This is a genomic window from Shewanella sp. SW1 (genome assembly GCF_025653545.1).
GTDB lineage: Bacteria > Pseudomonadota > Gammaproteobacteria > Enterobacterales > Shewanellaceae > Shewanella > Shewanella oncorhynchi.
Genome location: NZ_JAKKSG010000003.1, coordinates 309,148 through 330,945, shown reverse-complemented (window position 1 = coordinate 330,945; position 21,798 = coordinate 309,148). Strand labels below are relative to the sequence as shown.

Sequence of the window (21,798 nt, the reverse complement as noted above, 5' to 3'; positions counted from 1 at the left end):
CTTTAGGTAAATCTCGCCAAGGGATACCTGTTCTAAGGCGGTAAAGAATACCTTCGAATGTTTGTCTATGTTCAGGTTTGTCATAAACACGGCCTGTGCTTTTCATTAAATGAAATAGCTTTTCCCAGCGTGCATCGGTTAGCATAAGTCTTGGCATGGCTTGAGGTTATGGTTACTTTTGGCGAAGCAAATTATAACGTCTTGCCATGCTGTCTAAAAATTACTCTCGAAAGATCAACAGACCCTAGTGCACCACTATTTAATCTTAAGTTGGTAAACACTCGTGGTGCCACTAACTTCATTGCCTATGATTAACAAAGGATTACCGTTAGGGCTTTTATCGGCACTGACAAATTTCATCCCTTCTGGCCCTAAATCACCCGCCAATGTTGCATCACCTTTAACTGCACCTGTAGCGGTATCGACAACGAAGTCAGCTTCAAAATCACGGTTCACAACATAGTCGACAAAATGCACATCAAAAGGATTAGTCACGTCATAGATCATAAAGCCAGAGGTACGTTCTAAACCAACAAAGGCATATAGTCGTTGACCAATTTGGCCTAGGGCTAAAGCTTCTGGCTCTGGCCCCTTGTCATCGCTGCGACTATCACCTTTATTTTCTTCGTTGTTATTGTTGAACTTATCCCCCAGTAGTGCGGCGGTAATACGTTCAAAATCACTGCCACTGTCAAACACTTGCTGACCATCAGCATTCCAAATCGAGAAGGAACGAGCACCAAAGCTCACGACTTTGTCGTAGTCGCCATCCTTATCATCGTCCCCCATGCTCTTCGTTACCTTAAGACGCGCTAATTGGGTTTTATCTTTCGCGTTGGCAAATTGCGGATGATTCGAGTCGAGCACTAAATCCCCTGCGCGGGCTTCTTCCGAAAAAGCCGCATAGTCACGGGAGTCACCTTCATTCGCAGTCACAATAAAGTCAGTGTTATTCCAACGGTAACTAGCAAGGGTATCGGGTTGATACATGCCGTACACCCCTGTGTAACTTTGCAGGTTCACAAGATTATCTTTGTCACTCGCATCAATTTTATTCACATCAAGCCCGTAATCTTTGAGGCCTAGCGGTAAAATCTTCGAGACTTTCGCATTGGCGATATCAATCACGGCAATAGCATTGTTCTCTTGTAAACTGACAAATGCACGGCGGTTATCATGGCTAATGGCGATATATTCAGGTTCTAAATCCTGCGCCACACTCGCCATTGGACCATTAATTTTAATGTCAGCGGTGATTTCACTTGCATGCGCACCGCCCTGATTAAACACACTAAAATCTATGATGGTCGCAGCGGCTGCAGGCTTACCGTCAGTAATAGCAATCAGCGCAACACTGCCTTCAGGATCTAAGGTATAAGCAGGATTAGGTTCGCCTTCATTGGCCACGAGTAAGGTTTTACCGTCGTGGGTGAACACTACATTATCGGGTAAAGCACCGACTTCGACGGCGCTGATAAACTGCGGAGCATCTGTGCCGTTAAGCTGATAAAAAGCCACAAAACCATTGGCTTGGGTTTTATTGCCTGCAGAGTCACCACACTCAATGGCAGCCGCTAACAAGTTGCCTGAAATACTCACGCTATTCACGCTACCCATAAAGGCTTGACCCACATCCTTAGCAACATCGAGTTCTGCTAATTTATCGAGATTATTCAATGCTAAAGGATCTGTGGCGTTTGATGCAGTCGCTAATAAGCTGCCATCGATAATATCGACTTTGCCGCTAATCGCATTGACCACAAAAATACGGTTTGAAGCACTATGATATTCAACAATTTCGGCGGCACTTAAGCCATAAACGCCAGTCTGATGACGACCAATTAACTCAGCCTTTAAGCTTGCAGTTTGTGGCAGGCAAACATATTGGGTTTGCGCGACTGCAATTTCATTGTCATCCAATTGTCCATTATGGTTGGCATCTAATCCGGTATCAATACGCTGACCACCGGCGGGACAATTTGCATCACCAATAGTTAATGCGGTCACTTTAACCAGTGAATTTAAGCCGTTGTCGCCATCATCACCGCTGCAAGCACCGAGCAATAAGCTCGCCATAATGGCGGCTGCAAGCGGGAGTCGTTGTGTTTTCATCGTGTCATTCCTGAATATTTTATTTTTAGTAGGGTGAAGCTAAAGCCCACTAAATTAGTCAGCATAAAAGACACCTAGATGACAAAGCAGTGACACTCAGATGACAACTCACACTTTTGAATGAGTCAGTTTGAACCATAAGGATGTGAAGGACCAAGATGTAAAGAACTGAGTTACAAAGGGCTGCAATTTGATAAGAAAGACTTGATAAGAAAGATTTAAATGAAGAATCTTGTGAAGATAACGGCTCAATCCACTAAAGTGATGCCTCGATAATCAAACTTACCACTTAGTTACAATTTAATCGGTAAAATACAGTAAAGAAATCATCGCAAAGATTGGTTTATTTGTCCTAGCGCTTTACTATGCTATTGCTTAATGCCTTACCGTGAAAATTGATCGAAGCACAATTCACTTTTCCCCAAACACCGCCAATTAGCGCAAGATGCTGGCTAAAAATGGACGGATTAAAGTGAATTGTCCTAGTACAATTTAAACCGCGCCGCATAACCCTGAGAAATACGCTTTCAATTCTTTCGCCACCCGAGGTAACAGTGGACCCACAATCACAACCTTCAGCCCATAACGGCAGACGTATACCGAATTTAGCACTGCTTATTCCCATGCTAGCGGCGATTGTCGCGATCACACCATTGGCCATCGACATGTACTTACCTGCGATGTCGACATTGGCCCTTAGTTTTCATACCGATATCACAACAGTGCAACAGTCCCTGAGTATCTACTTAGCAGGTTATGCACTGGGCATGTTGTGTTTCGGTCCCTTAGCTGACCGCATTGGCCGTCGCCCTATGGTGATAATGGGGCTGAGTGGCTTTATGCTAACAAGTTTATTGATTGGTTTTGCTGGTCAAGTCGAAATCTTTCTTGGACTACGCTTTTTGCAGGCCTTTATCGGCGCAGCAGCGACTGTGGTGGTACCGGGATACATCAAAGAAGTCTATGGCGATAATACCGCCAAAGGTATGTCTTACGTGAGTTTAATCATGATGTTAGCGCCATTACTGGCACCTAGCATTGGCAGCGTTATCTTAGAACTCGGTGATTGGCATTTAATCTTCTTCATTCAATCTGCCTATGCCGCAACCCTGTTATTACTCGTGCTGTTTGCGCTAAAAATGCCCAGTGATAAAGATATGGATACCCGCAGCCAAAAATCATTTCTTGGTGCCTATGCGACCGTATTTTCCCGACCTGGCGTTAAGTTAAACATTGCCAGCGGCGTGTTAACGTCTTTTGCGTTTTTCTGTTATCTCACCGCATCCCCCTTCGTTTATATGGAAGTCTTTGCCTTAGATAAATCCTATTTTGCCATCTTGTTTAGCACCAACGTTGGCGCCTTGATGTTGGCCAATATCATTAATACTCGCATTGTCGGCCGCTATGGTTCGCTGCGTATGTTGCACGTATCGACCTTTTTTGGCGCTATTGCGGGAGCTGGTTTATTAACCGTCAACCTACTGGATATGAGCTATCATTTTACCGTGATCATGCTTATTCCTTTGATGGGCAGCCTAGGGGTGATGTCAGTCAACGCCGATGCGATAGTGCTGATGAAGTTCAAACAAGAAACCGGAACGGCAACGGCGGTTATTGGCACATTAAGATTTGGCTGTGGCGCGTTAGCGGGGCCGTTATTAGCGGTGTTCTATGATGGCACAGCAGTGCCTTTCTCTGCCCTCATGTTAGGCTCTATTGTGTTAGTCGGCATTTGCCAATTCAATCGTCCAAAGCATCAAATACAGCCGACGGTTTAAGGGTCTATTTTTAAGAAATCATGGATACCAATGCCTCATCGGCAACACATGTTTGATCGCGTGAAAACAGCGCATTGGCTTTTTGTAGCAAATAAGTAATATTTAATCGCAACAGTTAAGTATCTGCTTATCTAACGTCCCACAGCAAAACGGCACTTTTAGTGCCGTTTTTGCTTTTTAAGCATCTAAAAATCTGAAAAATATAAGATAAGCCCATAAATCAGCCTAGATTACTTGGCGATTCCAGCAAGTTATCCAGCCATTCAAACGTGAAATTGTTTCAAGTTGGTTATTTTTTACATAAAAGGCTTGAAATGTTGTTTTTTTTGAATATGATGAAATTCTGTTCATTGCAACAGTTGCTGCATCCTAAGGATGAATCACTTGTCTTCTACGAAGTCAGTTCAGCATTTCGGAGTCTGAATTACCCTTCAGGCTTAATTTTTAGAGCGATTACCGTCGCTGTAACAAAATACTGTTTACCGTAACGGTACTATGCAATAGGAGTTCCACATGGAGATGTTATCCGGCGCCAGCATGATAGTGCGTTCTTTGATTGATGAAGGCGTAAAGCACATTTTTGGCTATCCTGGCGGTTCAGTTTTAGATATCTACGATGCCCTGCACGTTATCCCAGGTATTGAACACATACTCGTTCGCCACGAACAAGCCGCCGTACACATGGCCGATGGCTACGCCCGTGCCACGGGTAAAGTGGGTGTGGTATTAGTCACTTCAGGACCCGGTGCCACCAACGCGATTACCGGTATTGCCACCGCCTACATGGACTCTATTCCCCTCGTCGTATTATCGGGTCAAGTACCGAGCAACCTTATCGGTAATGACGCCTTCCAAGAATGCGATATGATCGGTATCTCTCGTCCAGTGGTCAAACATAGCTTTTTAGTTAAAGATCCCACTCAAATCCCTGAAACGATAAAAAAAGCCTTTTATATTGCCTCTACCGGCCGTCCTGGGCCTGTGGTCGTCGACCTACCAAAAGATTGCTTAAACCCAGCGCTGCTGCACGAATATATTTATCCCGAAAGCGTGAAAATGCGCTCGTACAACCCGACAACCTCGGGGCATAAAGGACAGATCCGTCGTGGAATACAGGCACTATTAGCGGCTAAAAAGCCTGTGCTCTATGTCGGTGGTGGCGCCATTATCTCGGGTTGTGATAAGCAAATTTTACAATTAGCTGAGAGATTAAATATTCCCGTCGTCAGCACACTCATGGGACTGGGGGCTTTTCCAAGTACCCACAAAAACAGCCTAGGCATGCTAGGGATGCACGGTCGCTACGAAGCCAACATGACTATGCATAACTGCGATTTGATCTTCGGTATTGGTGTGCGCTTCGACGATAGAACCACTAATAATGTGGAAAAATATTGCCCGAACGCGACCATTTTGCACATAGATATCGATCCCTCGTCTATTTCAAAAACTATCCACGTCGACATTCCCATCGTAGGGTCGGCCGACAGTATTTTAGACAGCATGTTGACACTGTTAGATGAATCGAACGAGCACAATGACAACGATGCCATCGCCACTTGGTGGAATGATATTGAGCAATGGCGCGGCCGCGATTGTCTGGCCTATGACAAAAACAGTGGTCGCATCAAACCACAGCAAGTGATTGAAACCTTGTATAAGCTGACCAATGGCGATGCCTATGTCGCCTCTGATGTTGGCCAGCACCAGATGTTTGCCGCCTTGTACTATCCGTTCGATAAGCCGCGCCGCTGGATCAACTCAGGGGGTCTAGGCACCATGGGATTTGGCCTACCCGCAGCGATGGGGGTTAAAATGGCGATGCCTGATGCCACAGTTGTCTGTGTCACGGGTGATGGTTCAATTCAGATGAACATTCAAGAGCTTTCGACCGCGCTGCAATATGATACGCCGGTTAAAATTATCAACTTAAACAATCGTTTCCTTGGCATGGTTAAACAATGGCAGGACATGATTTACTCTGGCCGTCACTCACATTCCTATATGGATTCAGTACCCAATTTTGCCAAAATTGCCGAGGCCTATGGCCATGTAGGTATGACGATCAGCGATCCCGCCGAACTTGAGTCAAAAATGGCAGAAGCGCTAGCGATGAAAGACAGACTGGTCTTTATCGACATCATGGTGGATGAAACTGAGCACGTGTACCCCATGTTGATCCGCGGTGGTGCGATGAATGAAATGTGGCTGACTAAGACGGAGAAATGCTAATGCGTCGAATTATATCTGTATTATTAGAAAACCAATCCGGCGCCCTGTCTCGTGTGGTCGGTTTGTTTTCACAGCGCGGTTATAACATTGAAAGTTTAACGGTGGCGCCAACGGACGATATCACACTATCGCGGCTTAACATCACGGTCGTTGCCGATGAAATGGTGTTAGAGCAGATAGAGAAGCAGCTACATAAACTCATCGATGTGTTAAAAGTTTCGAATATTACCGAGTCTGCTTATATTGAACGCGAATTAGCCCTTATTAAGGTCCGCGCCCAAGGCGAGTTTAGGGAAGAAGTTAAACGGATGGCGGACATTTTCCGCGGCCAAATTGTCGATGTCACCGCCAATTTATATACCATCCAAATGGTCGGCACATCAGAGAAACTCGATGCGTTTATCCATGCGCTAGGTGAAGTGACTAAATTGGTCGAAGTCTCTCGCTCCGGCGTGGTGGGTTTGGCTCGCGGAGAAAAGGCCATGAAAGCGTAGCTTTCTCACGGAAATCTCGCGGACATTTTTTGCGTGAACACAAAAACATCAAGGGGAGCATTATGCTCCCCTTGTTTTTAGGTGGTTACCACAGTGTCAATTATGACTGGCTGTCTAGCAAGCGCGATGAAGTGATCTCGATTTTGCGTGGTTTCAACGCTTCAGGGATTTCACGCACTAAATCAATATTGAGTAAGCCATTTTCTAAACTTGCGCCGAGCACAGTGACATAGTCTGCCAGTTGGAAAGTGCGCTCAAAACCGCGTTCCGCTATGCCTTGGTACAAGTATTTACGCTCGGTTTGGCTTTCAGCTTTATTGCCTTTCACCAGTAATTTCTCACCTTCACTGCTGATCTCAAGTTCATTCATTGAGAATCCGGCCACGGCCATAGTAATGCGATAGCGATTTTCGCCTAATAATTCAATGTTATATGGGGGATAGCCAGTATTGCCATTATTAGCGGCGGCATGTTCTGCCAGCTGAGCTAAACGGTCAAAACCAATGGCACTACGGTACAGGGGAGCTAGATCATAATTACGCATATTCATATCCTTGTCTTAAGCAATATGGAGAATTGGCGGACGGTTTTCACGATGAAAACGCTTGTAGAGTCTGCCGAGTTAAATCTTCTGTCCTTACGGCACAGAATTCACACTAGGATCCTCATCGAGCGATCCTGAAATAGATATAAGGACGGGAGAGAAAATTTCAAGCAAGAAAATTAAAAAATGTGCAAAATTTAAAAAGACTAATAAAAACAAACTCTAATTAAGTTTTAACACTTTGAATTGACGTGTGATTTGTATAAAGGGATTAGCGTCATTGCAATACGGAAATCTATATTCACTAAATTGCAGCCAATAAAAAAGGAGCCTAGGCTCCTTTTTTAGTCTTAGCATCGAATTAACGAGTGCGTGGACACAATTCTTCAGCGCTGAAGAAGTAAGCAATTTCACGAGCAGCAGATTCAACAGCATCTGAACCGTGAGCCGCGTTTTCGTCAATGCTTTCTGCGAAATCAGCACGGATAGTACCAGGAGCTGCTTGAGCTGGATTAGTTGCACCTAAAATTTCACGGTGAGCTAAAACAGCGTTTTCGCCTTCTAATACTTGAACCATGATTGGACCAGAAGTCATAAATGCAACCAGAGCACCGAAGAAACCGCGCTCGCTATGCTCAGCATAGAAACCTTCAGCTTGTTCTTTGGTCAGGTGTAACATTTTAGCTGCAACGATCTTAAGACCAGCAGTTTCAAAACGATTGTAGATAGCACCGATGTGGTTTTTTGCAACAGCATCTGGCTTGATAATAGAAAATGTGCGTTCGATCGCCATAACTAGCTTCCTTTGTCAGCAAGTTTAAAAAATTCGCGCGGATTATACGAAATTTAAAAGCTAAATCCTATCTTTATAGCAAATTAGTCTGAGATATTGCGCACATTCGCTTTATTCGTAATCAGTTTGATCACACAAAATACCCCGCTAGGAGGATAAATCCTTAGCAGGGTTCATTAACTCATTAAAAAATGGGATTATTTTCTATTTTTTGCCCAAATACCAGCCCATGCAATCAAAGCGACTAAAATGACTGCAGGTGCAAGATCTAACAAGTGATGGAATAAACCGACACCGCCATGACCTGGATGAGCCCAAGCCATTGAAGGGACAAGCATACATAACAATACAAGCAAAAGTTTCATGTGAACATCCTTGCAGTTGCGATAATAAAGTTAAGCCATATAAATGCCTTAACCAATATACAACAAATTACGATATCCACTGAAAATGAACTTGACTGTGATCAAACTCTCGCCAAATATTCTCTGCGCCACTGCAAATACGTGAGATAAATCACCTTAGTTAATCTTCTGAAGGACAAGATGCCTCACATAAAAAGCCGTACCACAACTGTGCTCACTACTTTTCATCAATCCAACACTGCTGAATTGCTTCCAGTATTTTTTCATTGCAATGCTTAGGATCATCTGCAAAATCATTCAAAGCTAACACCCACTCATACAGTTGGGTGAAATGCAGCTGAGTGGGATTCACCTCTGGGTGTGCTTCGAGTAATTCCAACGCAATATCTAACGAATCTATCCAAGTTAATGTCATCGTTTTCCCCTATTCGGTTCGCTTGAATGGGTAAGCTAGTGCTTAACGCCGTTACCCATAAGGAGGTGAATCAAGTGTTGATATTCCGTAGTCAATACTCGACACCAAGGGTGTTAACCCTGTGCTTGCGTCACCTTTTTTACTTTAATCGCATTTTTTTCAACAAAATCAATAATAGCACCCGCCACATCTTTCGTGGTGGCACCTTCAATCCCCTCAAGCCCTGGTGAAGAGTTCACTTCCATGATCACTGGGCCATGGTTTGAGCGTAACAAATCAACCCCTGCCACATTCAATCCCATCGTCTTCGCCGCACGAATAGCCACAGAGCGCTCTTCAGGAGTTAGTTTGACTAAACTCGCCGTGCCACCACGGTGCAAATTAGAGCGGAACTCACCGGGCATAGCTTGACGTTTCATGGCGGCAATCACTTTATCACCGAGCACGAAACAGCGAATGTCTGCGCCGTTGGCTTCTTTGATATATTCCTGCACCATGATGTTGGCTTTCAGGCCCATAAAGGCTTCAATCACGCTCTCAGCCGCTTTGCGGGTCTCGGCTAATACCACGCCAATGCCTTGGGTGCCTTCGAGTAATTTAATCACCAGAGGCGCGCCACCCACCATATCAATTAAGTCAGGAATATCACTCGGTTTATTGGCAAAACCGGTAATAGGCAAACCAATACCGCGGCGTGACATCAGCTGCATAGAACGCAATTTGTCCCGTGAGCGGGAAATTCCAACTGAATCATTTAAGGCATAGACGCCCATCATCTCAAATTGGCGCAACACCGCCGAACCATAAAAGGTAATCGACGCCCCAATACGGGGGATCACGGCATCAAATGCAGGTAACTCTCGCCCGCCAATGTGGATACTCGATTGCCGCATATTGATATTCATATAACATTCAAGGGGATTGATTACGTGTACTTCATGACCACGTAATTGAGCCGCTTCAACGAGTCGCTTCGTTGAATATAACTCTGGCCCTTGCGATAAAATCGCTATTCTCATTTGGTCTCCGGCAACCATTAATTTTGAGCGCATAATACGCCTGCGCAAGGATAAATCAAACAACTAGAGGCATAGACAAGATTAGTTGCACAAATGCTCAACGCCAAAAGCAAAAAACCAGTCACGTGGACTGGTTTTAATCATTATCGAAGCAATATTAATTGCCTTCGCTAACCATGTTAACCGTGTATTTAGGGATCTCAATCACCATGTCAGTGTCGACCACTCTAGCCTGACAAGATAGACGGCTTTCGGGCTCGAGTCCCCATGCTTTATCTAACATGTCATCTTCTAGCTCATCACTTGGCTCAAGATCATTAAAGCCTTCACGCACGATACAGTGACATGTCGTGCAAGCACAGGACTTTTCACAGGCATGCTCGATATTGATGCCATTACGCAGCGCAACATCGAGAATGGTCTCACCAACATTCGCCTCAAGCACAGCGCCATCAGGGCACAACTCGGCATGGGGAAGAAAGACTAATTGGGGCATTACATCACCTATATGTTGTCGATCGACTGGCCTTTAAATGCCACTCGAATAGAATTATCCATACGTCTGGCAGCAAAATCTTGGGTTTGCTCATCCAGTTTTTCAATCGCGAGTTTAATCGCATCGGCATCATCGCCCGTAGCCACTTGCGCCACATTGGCCATAGTAGCATCGATCTGAGCACGCTCATCGGCATTCAGCAAATCGCCATCCTTCGCTAACGCGGCATGTAAAGACTCGAGTACCCTCGCCGCCTCCACTTGCTGTTCGGCCAGCATACGACGACCGATATCGTCTTTAGCATACTTCATCGAATCTTTCAGCATAGTGGCAATTTCAGTATCCGATAAACCAAAAGACGGCTTAACTTGAATACTAGACTGCACGCCGGTGGATTTTTCCATCGCGGTCACGCTAAGTAAACCATCAGCATCTACTTGGAATGTCACCCGAATGTGCGCAGCGCCTGCAGCTAACGGCGGAATACCCTTTAAGGTAAAACGCGCCAGTGAGCGGCAATCGGCAACGAGCTCACGCTCACCTTGCACCACATGGAATGCCATGGCCGTTTGACCATCTTTAAAGGTGGTAAATTCCTGCGCCCGTGCAACCGGAATCGTGGTATTACGCGACACCACTTTTTCAACTAAGCCGCCCATGGTCTCTATGCCTAATGACAAAGGGATCACATCGAGCAATAGCAAATCCGATTCGGGTTTGTTACCCACTAAAATGTCGGCTTGAATGGCCGCACCAATGGCGACAACACGATCGGGATCGATAGATGTCAGCGGTGGTTTACCGAAGAAAGCTTCGACCTGTTCACGCACTAATGGCACGCGCGTTGAACCGCCAACCATCACAGTTTCAAGCACTTCATCCGTCGTGACGCCCGCATCACGCAGGGTACGGCGACAGCTGGCAATCGTCTTTTTCACCAATGCCGCAATCATGGCATCAAATTCAGCTTTAGTAACGATTTGCGTCAGTTCAGTACCATCGGCAAGGATCACTTTTGCTTCAGTTTCTGCTGCATCCGTTAAGGCTTCTTTGACTCGACGCGATTCAATCAACAACTGACGGCTTAATTGTGAGTCGATGTCGCTAAGCAGCCACACTTGTTGCATATGTGCTTGCAGTAAATGATCGAAATCATCGCCACCAAGCGCTGAGTCACCACCGGTGGCTAACACTTCGAATACACCGCGATTCAAGCGCAAAATAGAAATATCGAAAGTACCGCCGCCTAAATCATAGATGGCAATAACGCCCTCTTGCTTAGAATCTAAGCCATAGGCAATCGCAGCAGCCGTCGGTTCATTCAACAAACGTAGCACTTTAACACCCAGCAAAGCTGCAGCATCTTTAGAGCCTTGGCGCTGAGCATCGTCGAAATACGCAGGCACAGTGATCACTACGCCTTGCAGTTCGCCGCCTAAGGTTTTTTCAGCGCGGGCGATCAGCGGACGTAAAATCTCCGCAGACACTTGCACGGGATTCACTTGGCCTTGGGGAGTCACAAATAAAGGTAAACCGTTTTCGCTTTCGGCAAACTCGTAGGGCAATGATTGCTCGCCAGCTTGAATATCCGCTAGGCTGCGGCCCATAAAACGCTTTACCGAAACGATCGTGTTTTGCGGATCCTGCGCCGAACTCAACGCCGCAAGTGCGCCGACTTCGACTGAATCTTGGGTATAACGCACGATAGAAGGTAATGAATGCTGTCCAAGTTCGTCCGGCAGGGTTGCCGTCTCTCCACTTCGAACGGCCGCCACCAAAGAATTGGTCGTACCTAAATCGATGCCAACGGCAAGTCTATGTTGGTGCGGCGCGGCACTTTGACCGGGCTCAGCTATCTGCAAAAGGGCCATATATATCCAACTTAGTAATGCCAACTCAAGCGTACTTGAGTCAGCAAAGTAACATAAACACGGAAAATCAATCTAACAGAGCGTCTTCGACTCTGGTCAACTCGTCGTGTAATTTTGCCATAAATTTGAGTTTGCGAACTTGATCCGCCGCTAACAATGCATCTTCAGCCTGCTCACTGGTTAATAGTTGAGTCAGTTGCTGAGTGAGTTGCGCGCGGTACTCTGCAAACGATTGATATAGCTCGTCAATACTTGCTTGAGGATCGGCACTATCGCGTATATCTTCTAACGCCTCGCGCCATTCCATTTGCTGCATCAAGAAGCCGGTATCTTTCACTGTCGTGGTTTCATGGCTTAATTCAATTCCACGCAGCGACAACATATGCTCAGCGCGGCGAATGGGATCTTTTAAGGTTTGAAAACCATCATTGACTTGCGCCGTGCGCTGCACCGACAGCAATTTTTGCTGATCAGTATCATTGGCAAATTTATCGGGATGAACCGCCCGTTGCAGTTCGCGATAGCGTTCTGCAAGTAAGGCGGTATCAATATCGAAGGCAGGGGAAAATTTAAACAGCTCGAAATAATTCATGCGTCAACTTTAGCGGTTAAACAGTGAAACTCTCACCACAACCACACTCACCTTTTGCGTTAGGATTATTAAATTGGAAGCCTTCATTCAGCCCTTCTTTAACAAAATCCAGCTCGATCCCTTGAAGATAGATAAGGCTCTTGGCATCTATGATGATTTTCACATCTTCGATATCAAACACTTCATCATCATCATTTAAAGAATCAACGAACTCAAGTACATAAGCCATACCAGAACAGCCTGATGTTCTTAAGCCGAGACGCAGGCCTACACCTTTGCCTCGGTTGACTAAGAAAGATCTGACACGATCGGCTGCCGCTGGGGTCATTGTAATCGCCATCTTAACTCCAGATGTTACTTAGCTTGTTTCGATTTGTACTCGTCGATAGCAGCTTTAATGGCATCTTCAGCCAAAATTGAACAGTGGATCTTCACTGGTGGCAATGCCAATTCTTCAGCGATATCCGTGTTTTTGATCGCCGCAGCTTGTTCGATAGTCTTACCTTTAACCCACTCAGTTACCAGTGAGCTAGACGCAATCGCGCTACCACAACCGTAGGTTTTGAACTTAGCGTCTTGAATGATGCCATCAGCACCAATTTTCAACTGAAGTTTCATCACGTCACCGCAAGCAGGCGCGCCTACCATACCGGTCACGACCGAAGGATCGTTTTTATCAAAAGAACCAACGTTACGAGGGTTCTCATAATGATCTATCACTTTTTCACTGTAAGCCATGGTACTGCTCCAAAATTATCTATTGTAAAGGTCAGAATTAATGATGTGCCCATTGAACTTGGTTCAGGTCGATTCCATCTTTAAACATTTCCCACAAAGGAGACATTTCTCTTAATTTATCAATAGATTGAGTAATTACTTCGATAGCGTGATCGATTTCTTCTTCGGTTGTGAAACGGCCGATTGAGAAACGAATCGAGCTATGTGCCATTTCATCGTTTAAGCCAAGTGCACGTAATACGTAACTAGGCTCTAGGCTGGCTGAGGTACAAGCCGAACCCGATGAAACAGCTAAATCTTTCAGAGCCATCATTAACGACTCACCTTCAACATAGTTGAAGCTGACGTTGAGGCTACCGCTAACACGGTCAATCGCATCACCATTGATATAGGTTTCTTCAATGTGCTTGATGCCATTCCATAATTTGTCACGTAATGCACCGATACGGGCATCATCAGAGGCCATTTCCGCTTTTGCGATTGCAGCAGCTTCGCCTAAACCTACGATTTGATGCGTTGGTAACGTACCGCTACGCATGCCACGCTCATGACCACCACCGTGCATTTGCGCTTCTAAGCGAATGCGTGGCTTACGACGAACATATAGTGCGCCTATACCTTTAGGACCATACATTTTGTGACCAGAAATCGAGATCAAATCCACTTTAGTGGCTTGCACATCGATAGGTACTTTGCCTGCACTTTGCGCCGCATCCATGTGGAAAATGATGCCTTTTGAACGGCATAGTTCACCGATTGCATCGATATCGTGGATAACACCGATTTCGTTGTTCACGTGCATGATGCTGACAAGGATAGTGTCGTCACGCATTGCCGCTTCTAAACGTTCCATCGGAATGATGCCGTTTGCAGCAGGCTCTAAATAAGTCACTTCGAAACCTTCACGCTCTAATTGGCGACAAGTATCGAGAACCGCTTTATGTTCAGTCTTACTGGTGATGATGTGCTTGCCTTTCTTGTGATAGAAATGAGCAACACCTTTTATCGCTAAGTTGTTCGATTCCGTCGCGCCAGAGGTAAACACAATTTCGCGGTGATCGGCGTTAATTAACTCGGCAACTTGGTTGCGAGCAATATCCACCGCTTCTTCGGCTTGCCAGCCGTAGCGGTGTGAACGTGAGGCCGGATTACCAAAGATGCCGTCCATTGTCATGCATTGGAACATCTTTTCCGCGACTCTAGGATCAACAGGCGTGGTGGCGGCATAATCTAAATAGATAGGAAGCTTCATAACACACTCCGTACTGAGCAGTCTCTGGTAGAGGCTACATACAACGTACAAAAATTATTTTTATATATAACAAAGTGCCGCTATAAACTGACTCTTTGTTCCTTTTGCATAGTGTCTTGCTTAAGTGAGATAAATTGCACATCTCGCTTCTGCATCAAGCCGGCAAGACTGATACCATCTAAAAAATCGGAAATTTGTTTGCTTAAATCGCCCCAAAGTGAATGGGTTAAACAGCGAGTTCCACTCTGGCAATTGCCAAGTCCTTGGCAACGAGTCGCATCGACAGACTCGTCTACGGCATGGACAACCATGCCGACTGAAATATCATTGGCTTCTAGACCTAAGCGATAACCACCGCCCGGTCCACGTACACTGGCAACTAAACCGTGTTTTCTTAGCTTAGCGAAGAGTTGTTCCAGATAGGAAAGCGAAATCCCTTGTCTTTCAGAGATATCCGCTAAGGGAACTGGTCCCGATGCTGAGTGGATTGCCACATCTAGCATAGCGGTTACTGCATAACGACCTTTTGATGTAAGTTTCATAACTACCATAGCTCCCGAACAGGTATGCATTATTTCAACATACCCGAGTAATTCAGTCAAGTATTAAAACCTACTAAAACACTCAAGTATATGAGTGTGCACATAACCAATACCCTTTCATCTTGGTGGGGTATTTAACCTTTTTCTAGCCTAAGATTCAATGCTAAAGCGCCAATTAATCGACAACTAGCACGATATAAACGCAGGATAAAAGTGATCTCGGTACTATGGCGCGATCAAACTCAGGTTTGATCGCAATATGCGCCTTTACAACAGGATGAGCTAAAGTAAAACGCTAAACGAAACCCTTGTGAGGGTCAGCCCTTAAGCAAGTTAGACCACTAAGTTAAATCATTTCGTTGAACCATTTCTTGAAACTTAGATACTCGGATCAAACTCATCTAATGCACTATGGCGTTTTTCCGCTGCCGCTTTTTCTGCATCATTAAACTCGCCCATATCAAGCTCTGGCAGTTTTTCGGTGCAGACATTACCACCTAGCCCTTGAATGGCTTGACACAACTCTTGAACTTTCGAGTCCATCAAATGCATGTGATCGAGCATCTGCCCTATTGCATTGGCCACCGGATCGGGATTATCCGGTGATACCGCGTACGCATCGAAGCCATATTTTTTTGCCATCGCGCTGCGGCGTTCAGTTTTCTCTTTCGATTGCGGTGACGGTGTAGCCACCACGCGCCCAGGAATCCCCACAACCGTGGTATCTTTGGGCACATCTTTCACCACAACAGAATTCGAACCCACACGCGCACCATCGTGCATGGTAATAGGACCGAGGATTTTTGCCCCTGCGCCCACCACCACGTTATTGGCTAACGTCGGGTGACGTTTCCCCGCCTGCCAGGTGGTTCCACCAAGCGTGACACCGTGATAAAGGGTGCAATCATCACCAATCTCAGCCGTTTCACCTATCACAACGCCCATACCGTGGTCGATAAAAAATCGATGACCTATGGTTGCCCCAGGATGGATTTCAACTCCTGTCAACCAACGGGAAAACGTCGATAAACAACGTGCCGTTAAGCGCCAATCGCGCTTCCATAGCTTATGGCTTATCCGATGCAACCAAATGGCATGCATGCCTGGATAGTTAACCAAGATCTCAAACGCGCTACGCGCCGCAGGATCACGGTGATATATAGATTCAATATCTTCTTTTAGCCTAGCTATCACGCCCATTGTTTATCCTTCGCGATTAGTGTTAATTATTAAGGTTTGGCTATTTTTCGTTAGAACCCGCCACTTTCTCAATTGACGTCAAAATACCCCTGAGGATATTCATTTCCTGACTCTCAATCCGTGCACGACTAAACAAGCGGCGAAGTTTCATCATCACTTGTCCAGGATGGTTCTTGATGATAAATCCAGTTGATAACAGTGTCGTTTCAAGGTGTGCGAAAAAACGTTCCTGATCGGCAGCCAAGGGATACTCAGTCAGCTCTTCTTCGGCAACATCTTTTTGCGCGAGATGGGCAACGCGGGTTTCATAACAAATGATTTGTACGGCTTGCGCCAGATTAAGCGAGCTGTACTCTGGATTTGCAGGGATAGCCACATGATAAGTGCACTGTTGCAGCTCTTCATTGCTTAAACCATGGTTTTCACGGCCAAACACAATCGCAACAGGGCCTTTAAGTGCCTCGGTCGCTAATTTCACCCCAGCTTGTCTTGGCTCTAACATGGGCCAATCTAAGGTGCGACTGCGCGCGCTGGTTGCAATCACTAGACTGCAATCGGCAATCGCTTCAGCAAGTGAATCCACTTTCACAAGATGTTTCAGAATATCCGATGCACCCGCGGCTAATGCTATGGAATGACCGTCGGGCTCAACCCGGGGCTCTGCAAGATACAGAGTAGACAGACCCATAGTCTTCATCGCTCTGGCAGTAGAACCAATATTGCCGGGGTGCGAAGTCCCCACTAAAACCACTCGAATATTACTTAGCATGAAACAACTTAATTTAATTCATAAAACGTTGGGGACGAATATTATCACAGCCATTGCCGAATGCTTATATGAAAATCGGTATTTGATATAACTATCAAATCGAGTATAATACCGCCCGCTATTTTAACGTTCTTTAACATCCAGGGGATTGCAATGCATCCGATGCTGACGATTGCTGTACGCGCTGCCCGCGCGGCCGGCCAAACTATTATGCGCGCCTATACTGAACTTGACCGTATCGAAGTCAGTTCAAAAGGTATCAACGATTTTGTTACCAGTGTAGACAAGGAAGCAGAAGCGACAATTACTTACCAAATTCGTAAATCTTACCCTGATCACACTATCGTGGGTGAAGAGAAAGGCGAAAACCGCGGTGAGAATAAAGACTATGTTTGGATAGTCGACCCTCTGGATGGCACTAACAACTTTGTTAGAGGCATTCCCCACTTCGCGGTTTCTATCGCTCTGCAATACAAAGGCAAGACTGAAGTTGCCGTTGTTTACGATCCTGTCCGTGAAGAACTCTTTACCGCCGTCCGTGGTAAAGGCGCCAAACTCAATGATTTCCGTCTGCGTGTTACCAACGTGAATGAATTAGCGCCTACCATTATTGGTACTGGCTTCCCATTCAAGGCGCGTCAACACACTGAAACTTACATGGCTATTTTCGGCGAAGTCTTCGGCCAATGTGCTGACTTACGTCGCGCAGGTTCTGCCGCATTAGATTTAGCCTATGTTGCCGCGGGTCGTTTGGACGGTTTCTTTGAAATCGGCTTAAAGCCATGGGACATCGCTGCTGGCGATCTGATTTGCCGCGAAGCAGGCGGTACAGTGACTGATTTTACTGGTAACCATAACTATTTGGTTTCGGGCAACATCGTTGCTGGCTCACCTAAGGTGACCACAGAATTAGTGAAGATCATGCGTCCATTATTGAACGAAGGCTTAAAGCGTTAATCAAGATTAACACTTAGCTTTAAATAAACGCATAAAACAAATACAAAAAAGGCCAGTGGTAATCTCTTTAAGAGCGCCCACTGGCCTTTTTGTTTATGTGGTTTTCATTCTAAAGCCTTAAGTACTCGAGTTATCAAGTCCTCAGTCGCCACAATATCGTATTTAGAAATAGTATAGTAATTAAGCAATAGTCATTGGGAAGAAAGGAGTGTCCTGAAAACATCTGCACTGATTTCAGCCCAAATCGGCTAACAGGACGAACAACCACTTATCCAGTTATCTACCCGCTAACGCTTGTGCTGGTGAAATTTGGCTCGCCTTCCAAGCGGGATACAAAGTCGCGATTAAACTCATCACAAACGCCATAACAATCACCAGTACCGCATCCGAAACATGCAATTCAGACGGTAAAAAATCGACAAAGTAAACATCGGCCGAGAGCAGTTGAATACCGAGTAACTGCTCAACTGAGCTCGCAATCGCACTTAAATTCAGCGCCACACTAATGCCAATAATGCCGCCAAGACCACAGCCAAGCAGACCGTTTAACGCACCCTGCACCATGAAAATCCCCATCACAGCCAAACGACTCAGGCCCATGGTCATCAAAATCGCAATTTCGGACGCTTTATCCCGCACCGCCATCACTAAGGTGGAGACGATGTTAAAGCAGGCCACACCAATCACTAGCACTAAAACTAAATACATCACAGTACGAACTAACTGAATATCTTGATATAAATGCCCTTGAGTACGGGTCCAGTCACTGATATACACAGACTGCTTTTGCGCATAACCGAGTTCGCGCACTTTTACTGGTGCATCAAACACTTTATCGACGCTAATACGCACACCCGTTACACCGTTATTCATGTTCAAGATCTGCGCCGCGTATTGCAATGGAATATAAGCGGTTGTCAGTTCAAGCTCGCCGCCCAGATGATAGGTGCCTGACACCACAAAACGATGGCTCTTCGCCGCACGTAAACTGCCTGCCGTGTCGGGATCGATATCCTGCACATATAAGGCCAGCGTATCACCCACCTCAAGCCCCAACTTAGTCAATAAACTCTCGCCAAGGACGATATGATTCTCATCTTGGCTCAGACTCTGCCAGCTTGCATCACTCATAAACTGTGACAAAGTTGAAACCTTCGTTTCTTCTTTCGGATCAATACCCACCACGGCTAAGCCTTGAAAACCACCAGGCTTCTGCACTAAACCTTGCATGCGAATAAAGGGGGCAGCACCACGAATACCTTCAATTTGTAGTGCACCTTGCGCAACACTCTGCCAATTGACGATAGGTTCGTCCACCCCGACAATGTCCGCCTGCGGCACTACACCCAGTAATCTTTGCTCTAGCTCGCGCTCAAAACCATTCATTGCAGACAGAACTATGATCAATACCGCCACACCTAAAGCGATACCGGCAGTCGATGCAAAGGAAATAAAACTAATAAAACTGTTGGATTGGCGGGCGCGATAAAAACGCCAACCAATGGATAGGGCTAACGGTCCTTTCATACTTGGGTTTCCGCCGCTAATTGCAAGTAACCGTTTTTCATCATCAGTTGGCGGTCCATACGGACAGCCAATTTATGATCATGGGTCACCACCACAAACGCCGTACCTAACTGATCGGCCAGCTCGCGGATCAACTCATAAACCGCATCGCCGCTGTTGGCATCTAAGTTACCCGTAGGTTCATCGGCCAACACCAGCTTAGGTTGATTGATTAGCGCCCGCGCGATAGCGACGCGCTGACGCTCGCCGCCCGATAGTTCGGCGGGAATGTGGGTCATGCGATGGCCTAGCCCTACCCGCTCCAATAAGACTTTGGCATCGGCGAGTGCTTGTTTACGGTCTTTACCTTGAATAAATGCCGGCATAGCGACATTTTCTAGCGCAGTGAATTCAGGCAATAAATGATGAAATTGATAGATAAAGCCGAGATCTTGATTGCGGATCTGCGCTTGGCGCGCACTAGACACTTGGTATAAATCTTCGCCTTGCAACAAGACTTTGCCCGCGGTTGGCTCATCCAAAGTGCCCATAATATGCAGCAGTGTGCTCTTACCTGAGCCTGAGCTGCCGACAATCGCCAACTGCTCGCCCTTAAACACCTGCAAATCGACATTAGACAACACTTGCGTGGTCACGGCGCCATCATGGTAACTCTTACTGACACTCTGCACTTGCAGTAACACGTCTTGCATTGAAGTTCTCTCTTAAACATGCTTTGGCATCAATTTATTTCATTAAATCAATGCATTAAATTATTTTCACCTTGGCAAGCCATCACTCACGGATGAATGCCCATGGGTGACGACTATTCATAAAAGCTCACGGGTTTACTCGTATCTCAGCGCAGTTGCGGGTTGCACACTGGCCGCACGCAGCGCGGGATATAAGGTCGCCAACAAGGTGACCAATAGCGTGCCTATCACAATCACTGACAACTGCATCAACTCCAGTTTTACTGGCAAACTCTGTCCCGCACCTAAAATCGAAATGCCTAAGGTCGTCATAATGCCATTCAGATTCAAAGTGATAAGTATACCTACCGCGAGCCCAAGCACTAAACCAAGTACAGCATTGAGCGAACCCTGCACCACAAAAATGCCCATCACGGCGGGCGTGGTTACGCCTTGGGTTTTTAGCACTGCCACATCCGTGGTTTTATCGACCACCATCATCACTAGCGCCGAAACAATATTGAATGCGGCCACGGCCACAATCAGGCTCAGCATCAGTGACATCATGTTCTTTTCCATTTTTACCGCACCAAACAAGTGACCATAGGTATCGCGCCAATCGCTGGTTGTTACCTTAATATCTTGTTTAGCGAGAACATCCTGCACTTTAGACGCTAAAGCGGGCGCGCTGAAGGGATCGGCTAAATAGAGTCTAAGCTGATCAATAGCCTCACTCGGTTGACGCATTAGACGCTTTGCATCTTGATAATGGATATATGCAACGCCGGCATCAACCTGAGAGCCCATTTCAAAAATGCCAGATACCAAGAACTTACGTTGACTCGGCACTGGGCCTAATGGGGAGTACACCACACCATCGCCACTCAATAATCGTACCGTATCACCGGGAGCGACTTTGAGTTGCCGTGCGAGCTCAGATCCTAAAATCACCTTGAAGTCGCCACTCGCCAACTGTTCAAATGCACCTGAGTAAGTGTGCTGCGCAACGGAGGATAACTTTTGCGCTAATTCGGGAAACACCCCATAAACCTGCACAGCGCGAATATTCGACGCAGATTGCACCATGGCCTGCGTCGACACGCTCGGTGTAACGCCTAACACACCCGGTAAGGCTTTAAGCGCACTCGCCTGCTTTGTCCAATCGACTAACGGCGCTTCGCTATAAAGGGTTAATTGTGGCACTGCACCTAAAATACGTTGCTTAAGTTGGCCTTCAAGGCCATTCATCACTGAACTGACAACGATCAAGGCTGCAACGCCTAAAAAAATGCCCGAAACGGCAAATAAGGTAATGAACGACGCGAACGCGTTCGCTTTTTTGGCCCGCCAATAACGGTAACCAATATAGAAAGGGAATCCTGGATTCATTGAAAGAGGGTTGCGTCCTGTGTGCTGAACTTGCTAAATCAT

23 protein-coding genes are annotated in these 21,798 nt (G+C 46.1%); 4 read left to right on the top strand and 19 right to left on the bottom strand.

The annotated features are described in order from the left end of the window. Both L5M71_RS04650 and L5M71_RS04645 read right to left on the bottom strand, forming a co-directional pair. The coding region (locus tag L5M71_RS04650; RefSeq protein WP_259573881.1) for a transposase at positions 1-157 on the bottom strand (157 nt) is incomplete at its 3' end. Between the two features lie 98 nt (positions 158-255). Next, on the bottom strand, positions 256-2,112 hold the full coding sequence (locus tag L5M71_RS04645) for a choice-of-anchor I family protein (protein ID WP_263205204.1): 1,857 nt from the start codon (positions 2,110-2,112) through the stop codon (positions 256-258). 554 nt (positions 2,113-2,666) lie between these two features. Here L5M71_RS04645 and L5M71_RS04640 point away from each other — a divergent pair. The 3 genes from L5M71_RS04640 to ilvN all read left to right on the top strand — a co-directional run bounded on the left by L5M71_RS04640 (position 2,667) and on the right by ilvN (position 6,616). Then, positions 2,667-3,890 (top strand): multidrug effflux MFS transporter, encoded by a 1,224-nt coding sequence (locus tag L5M71_RS04640; RefSeq protein ID WP_263205206.1) that lies wholly within the window; start codon positions 2,667-2,669, stop codon positions 3,888-3,890. 513 nt (positions 3,891-4,403) lie between these two features. Further along, positions 4,404-6,122 carry an acetolactate synthase 3 large subunit gene (locus L5M71_RS04635; protein WP_198572275.1) on the top strand — a complete coding sequence of 573 codons (1,719 nt, stop codon included), beginning with the start codon at positions 4,404-4,406 and terminating at the stop codon, positions 6,120-6,122. Then, a complete protein-coding gene (ilvN, locus tag L5M71_RS04630) occupies positions 6,122-6,616 on the top strand; it encodes an acetolactate synthase small subunit (protein WP_028759823.1) in 495 nt (164 codons plus the stop codon). Before L5M71_RS04635 ends, ilvN begins: the two co-directional genes overlap by 1 nt. 100 nt (positions 6,617-6,716) lie before the next feature. Here the strand turns inward: ilvN and L5M71_RS04625 are convergent, their stop codons facing one another. From L5M71_RS04625 to trmJ, 14 genes are all read right to left on the bottom strand, one after another. After that, entirely contained in the window at positions 6,717-7,160 is a 444-nt protein-coding gene (locus tag L5M71_RS04625; RefSeq protein ID WP_028759822.1) for an Hsp20 family protein, read from the bottom strand. A gap of 361 nt (positions 7,161-7,521) precedes the next feature. Then, positions 7,522-7,953 carry a nucleoside-diphosphate kinase gene (gene ndk, locus L5M71_RS04620; protein WP_011789197.1) on the bottom strand — a complete coding sequence of 144 codons (432 nt, stop codon included), beginning with the start codon at positions 7,951-7,953 and terminating at the stop codon, positions 7,522-7,524. 197 nt (positions 7,954-8,150) lie between these two features. Continuing rightward, positions 8,151-8,318 (bottom strand): hypothetical protein, encoded by a 168-nt coding sequence (locus L5M71_RS04615; RefSeq protein WP_006081849.1) that lies wholly within the window; start codon positions 8,316-8,318, stop codon positions 8,151-8,153. Between the two features lie 217 nt (positions 8,319-8,535). Next, positions 8,536-8,733: a Fe-S cluster assembly protein IscX gene (gene iscX, locus L5M71_RS04610; protein ID WP_028759821.1), complete on the bottom strand. Its 198-nt coding sequence runs from the start codon at positions 8,731-8,733 to the stop codon at positions 8,536-8,538. Positions 8,734-8,846: 113 nt separating this feature from the next. Beyond that, the gene (gene rimK, locus L5M71_RS04605) at positions 8,847-9,752 is read right to left on the bottom strand and encodes a 30S ribosomal protein S6--L-glutamate ligase (RefSeq protein WP_006081851.1); all 906 of its coding nucleotides are present in this window, start codon (positions 9,750-9,752) and stop codon (positions 8,847-8,849) included. Between the two features lie 157 nt (positions 9,753-9,909). Then, the gene (gene fdx / locus L5M71_RS04600; protein ID WP_168827498.1) at positions 9,910-10,248 is read right to left on the bottom strand and encodes an ISC system 2Fe-2S type ferredoxin; all 339 of its coding nucleotides are present in this window, start codon (positions 10,246-10,248) and stop codon (positions 9,910-9,912) included. Between the two features lie 8 nt (positions 10,249-10,256). After that, positions 10,257-12,119 carry a Fe-S protein assembly chaperone HscA gene (gene hscA, locus L5M71_RS04595; protein ID WP_263205210.1) on the bottom strand — a complete coding sequence of 621 codons (1,863 nt, stop codon included), beginning with the start codon at positions 12,117-12,119 and terminating at the stop codon, positions 10,257-10,259. A gap of 67 nt (positions 12,120-12,186) precedes the next feature. Continuing rightward, positions 12,187-12,711 (bottom strand): co-chaperone HscB, encoded by a 525-nt coding sequence (gene hscB / locus L5M71_RS04590; RefSeq protein WP_263164781.1) that lies wholly within the window; start codon positions 12,709-12,711, stop codon positions 12,187-12,189. A gap of 16 nt (positions 12,712-12,727) precedes the next feature. After that, positions 12,728-13,051 carry an iron-sulfur cluster assembly protein IscA gene (gene iscA / locus L5M71_RS04585; protein WP_006081855.1) on the bottom strand — a complete coding sequence of 108 codons (324 nt, stop codon included), beginning with the start codon at positions 13,049-13,051 and terminating at the stop codon, positions 12,728-12,730. 14 nt (positions 13,052-13,065) lie between these two features. Then, positions 13,066-13,449, bottom strand: coding sequence for a Fe-S cluster assembly scaffold IscU (gene iscU, locus L5M71_RS04580; RefSeq protein ID WP_006081856.1), 384 nt, complete (start codon positions 13,447-13,449; stop codon positions 13,066-13,068). A gap of 37 nt (positions 13,450-13,486) precedes the next feature. Then, positions 13,487-14,701 (bottom strand): IscS subfamily cysteine desulfurase, encoded by a 1,215-nt coding sequence (locus L5M71_RS04575; protein ID WP_028759818.1) that lies wholly within the window; start codon positions 14,699-14,701, stop codon positions 13,487-13,489. Positions 14,702-14,781: 80 nt separating this feature from the next. Next, positions 14,782-15,243 carry a Fe-S cluster assembly transcriptional regulator IscR gene (gene iscR / locus L5M71_RS04570; protein ID WP_006081858.1) on the bottom strand — a complete coding sequence of 154 codons (462 nt, stop codon included), beginning with the start codon at positions 15,241-15,243 and terminating at the stop codon, positions 14,782-14,784. A 378-nt stretch (positions 15,244-15,621) separates the two neighbouring features. After that, entirely contained in the window at positions 15,622-16,443 is an 822-nt protein-coding gene (gene cysE, locus L5M71_RS04565) for a serine O-acetyltransferase (RefSeq protein WP_028759817.1), read from the bottom strand. Positions 16,444-16,483: 40 nt separating this feature from the next. Next, positions 16,484-17,212, bottom strand: coding sequence for a tRNA (cytosine(32)/uridine(32)-2'-O)-methyltransferase TrmJ (gene trmJ, locus L5M71_RS04560; protein ID WP_263205212.1), 729 nt, complete (start codon positions 17,210-17,212; stop codon positions 16,484-16,486). A gap of 153 nt (positions 17,213-17,365) precedes the next feature. Between trmJ and suhB the strand changes: the two genes are divergently transcribed. Then, positions 17,366-18,169 (top strand): inositol-1-monophosphatase, encoded by an 804-nt coding sequence (suhB, locus tag L5M71_RS04555; RefSeq protein ID WP_263205214.1) that lies wholly within the window; start codon positions 17,366-17,368, stop codon positions 18,167-18,169. Between the two features lie 276 nt (positions 18,170-18,445). Here suhB and lolE read toward each other — a convergent pair whose 3' ends face one another. The 3 genes from lolE to L5M71_RS04540 all read right to left on the bottom strand — a co-directional run bounded on the left by lolE (position 18,446) and on the right by L5M71_RS04540 (position 21,756). Next, a complete protein-coding gene (lolE, locus tag L5M71_RS04550; RefSeq protein WP_263205217.1) occupies positions 18,446-19,696 on the bottom strand; it encodes a lipoprotein-releasing ABC transporter permease subunit LolE in 1,251 nt (416 codons plus the stop codon). After that, the gene (gene lolD, locus L5M71_RS04545) at positions 19,693-20,388 is read right to left on the bottom strand and encodes a lipoprotein-releasing ABC transporter ATP-binding protein LolD (RefSeq protein WP_263205219.1); all 696 of its coding nucleotides are present in this window, start codon (positions 20,386-20,388) and stop codon (positions 19,693-19,695) included. Before lolD ends, lolE begins: the two co-directional genes overlap by 4 nt. 135 nt (positions 20,389-20,523) lie before the next feature. After that, positions 20,524-21,756 carry a lipoprotein-releasing ABC transporter permease subunit gene (locus tag L5M71_RS04540; protein ID WP_263205221.1) on the bottom strand — a complete coding sequence of 411 codons (1,233 nt, stop codon included), beginning with the start codon at positions 21,754-21,756 and terminating at the stop codon, positions 20,524-20,526. Positions 21,757-21,798 lie beyond the last annotated feature (42 nt).

Bases quoted from the DNA above. Each gene is read 5' to 3' on its own strand.
- L5M71_RS04635 (WP_198572275.1), top strand. From the start codon at position 4,404: ATGGAGATGTTATCCGGCGCCAGCATGATAGTGCGTTCTTTGATTGAT.
- cysE (WP_028759817.1), bottom strand. From the start codon at position 16,443: ATGGGCGTGATAGCTAGGCTAAAAGAAGATATTGAATCTATATATCAC.
- ilvN (WP_028759823.1), top strand. From the start codon at position 6,122: ATGCGTCGAATTATATCTGTATTATTAGAAAACCAATCCGGCGCCCTG.
- iscR (WP_006081858.1), bottom strand. From the start codon at position 15,243: ATGAAACTTACATCAAAAGGTCGTTATGCAGTAACCGCTATGCTAGAT.
- fdx (WP_168827498.1), bottom strand. From the start codon at position 10,248: ATGCCCCAATTAGTCTTTCTTCCCCATGCCGAGTTGTGCCCTGATGGC.
- suhB (WP_263205214.1), top strand. From the start codon at position 17,366: ATGCATCCGATGCTGACGATTGCTGTACGCGCTGCCCGCGCGGCCGGC.
- iscX (WP_028759821.1), bottom strand. From the start codon at position 8,733: ATGACATTAACTTGGATAGATTCGTTAGATATTGCGTTGGAATTACTC.
- trmJ (WP_263205212.1), bottom strand. From the start codon at position 17,212: ATGCTAAGTAATATTCGAGTGGTTTTAGTGGGGACTTCGCACCCCGGC.
- L5M71_RS04615 (WP_006081849.1), bottom strand. From the start codon at position 8,318: ATGAAACTTTTGCTTGTATTGTTATGTATGCTTGTCCCTTCAATGGCT.
- L5M71_RS04575 (WP_028759818.1), bottom strand. From the start codon at position 14,701: ATGAAGCTTCCTATCTATTTAGATTATGCCGCCACCACGCCTGTTGAT.
- lolD (WP_263205219.1), bottom strand. From the start codon at position 20,388: ATGCAAGACGTGTTACTGCAAGTGCAGAGTGTCAGTAAGAGTTACCAT.
- hscB (WP_263164781.1), bottom strand. From the start codon at position 12,711: ATGAATTATTTCGAGCTGTTTAAATTTTCCCCTGCCTTCGATATTGAT.
- rimK (WP_006081851.1), bottom strand. From the start codon at position 9,752: ATGAGAATAGCGATTTTATCGCAAGGGCCAGAGTTATATTCAACGAAG.
- ndk (WP_011789197.1), bottom strand. From the start codon at position 7,953: ATGGCGATCGAACGCACATTTTCTATTATCAAGCCAGATGCTGTTGCA.
- L5M71_RS04540 (WP_263205221.1), bottom strand. From the start codon at position 21,756: ATGAATCCAGGATTCCCTTTCTATATTGGTTACCGTTATTGGCGGGCC.
- lolE (WP_263205217.1), bottom strand. From the start codon at position 19,696: ATGAAAGGACCGTTAGCCCTATCCATTGGTTGGCGTTTTTATCGCGCC.
- hscA (WP_263205210.1), bottom strand. From the start codon at position 12,119: ATGGCCCTTTTGCAGATAGCTGAGCCCGGTCAAAGTGCCGCGCCGCAC.
- iscU (WP_006081856.1), bottom strand. From the start codon at position 13,449: ATGGCTTACAGTGAAAAAGTGATAGATCATTATGAGAACCCTCGTAAC.
- L5M71_RS04645 (WP_263205204.1), bottom strand. From the start codon at position 2,112: ATGAAAACACAACGACTCCCGCTTGCAGCCGCCATTATGGCGAGCTTA.
- iscA (WP_006081855.1), bottom strand. From the start codon at position 13,051: ATGGCGATTACAATGACCCCAGCGGCAGCCGATCGTGTCAGATCTTTC.
- L5M71_RS04625 (WP_028759822.1), bottom strand. From the start codon at position 7,160: ATGCGTAATTATGATCTAGCTCCCCTGTACCGTAGTGCCATTGGTTTT.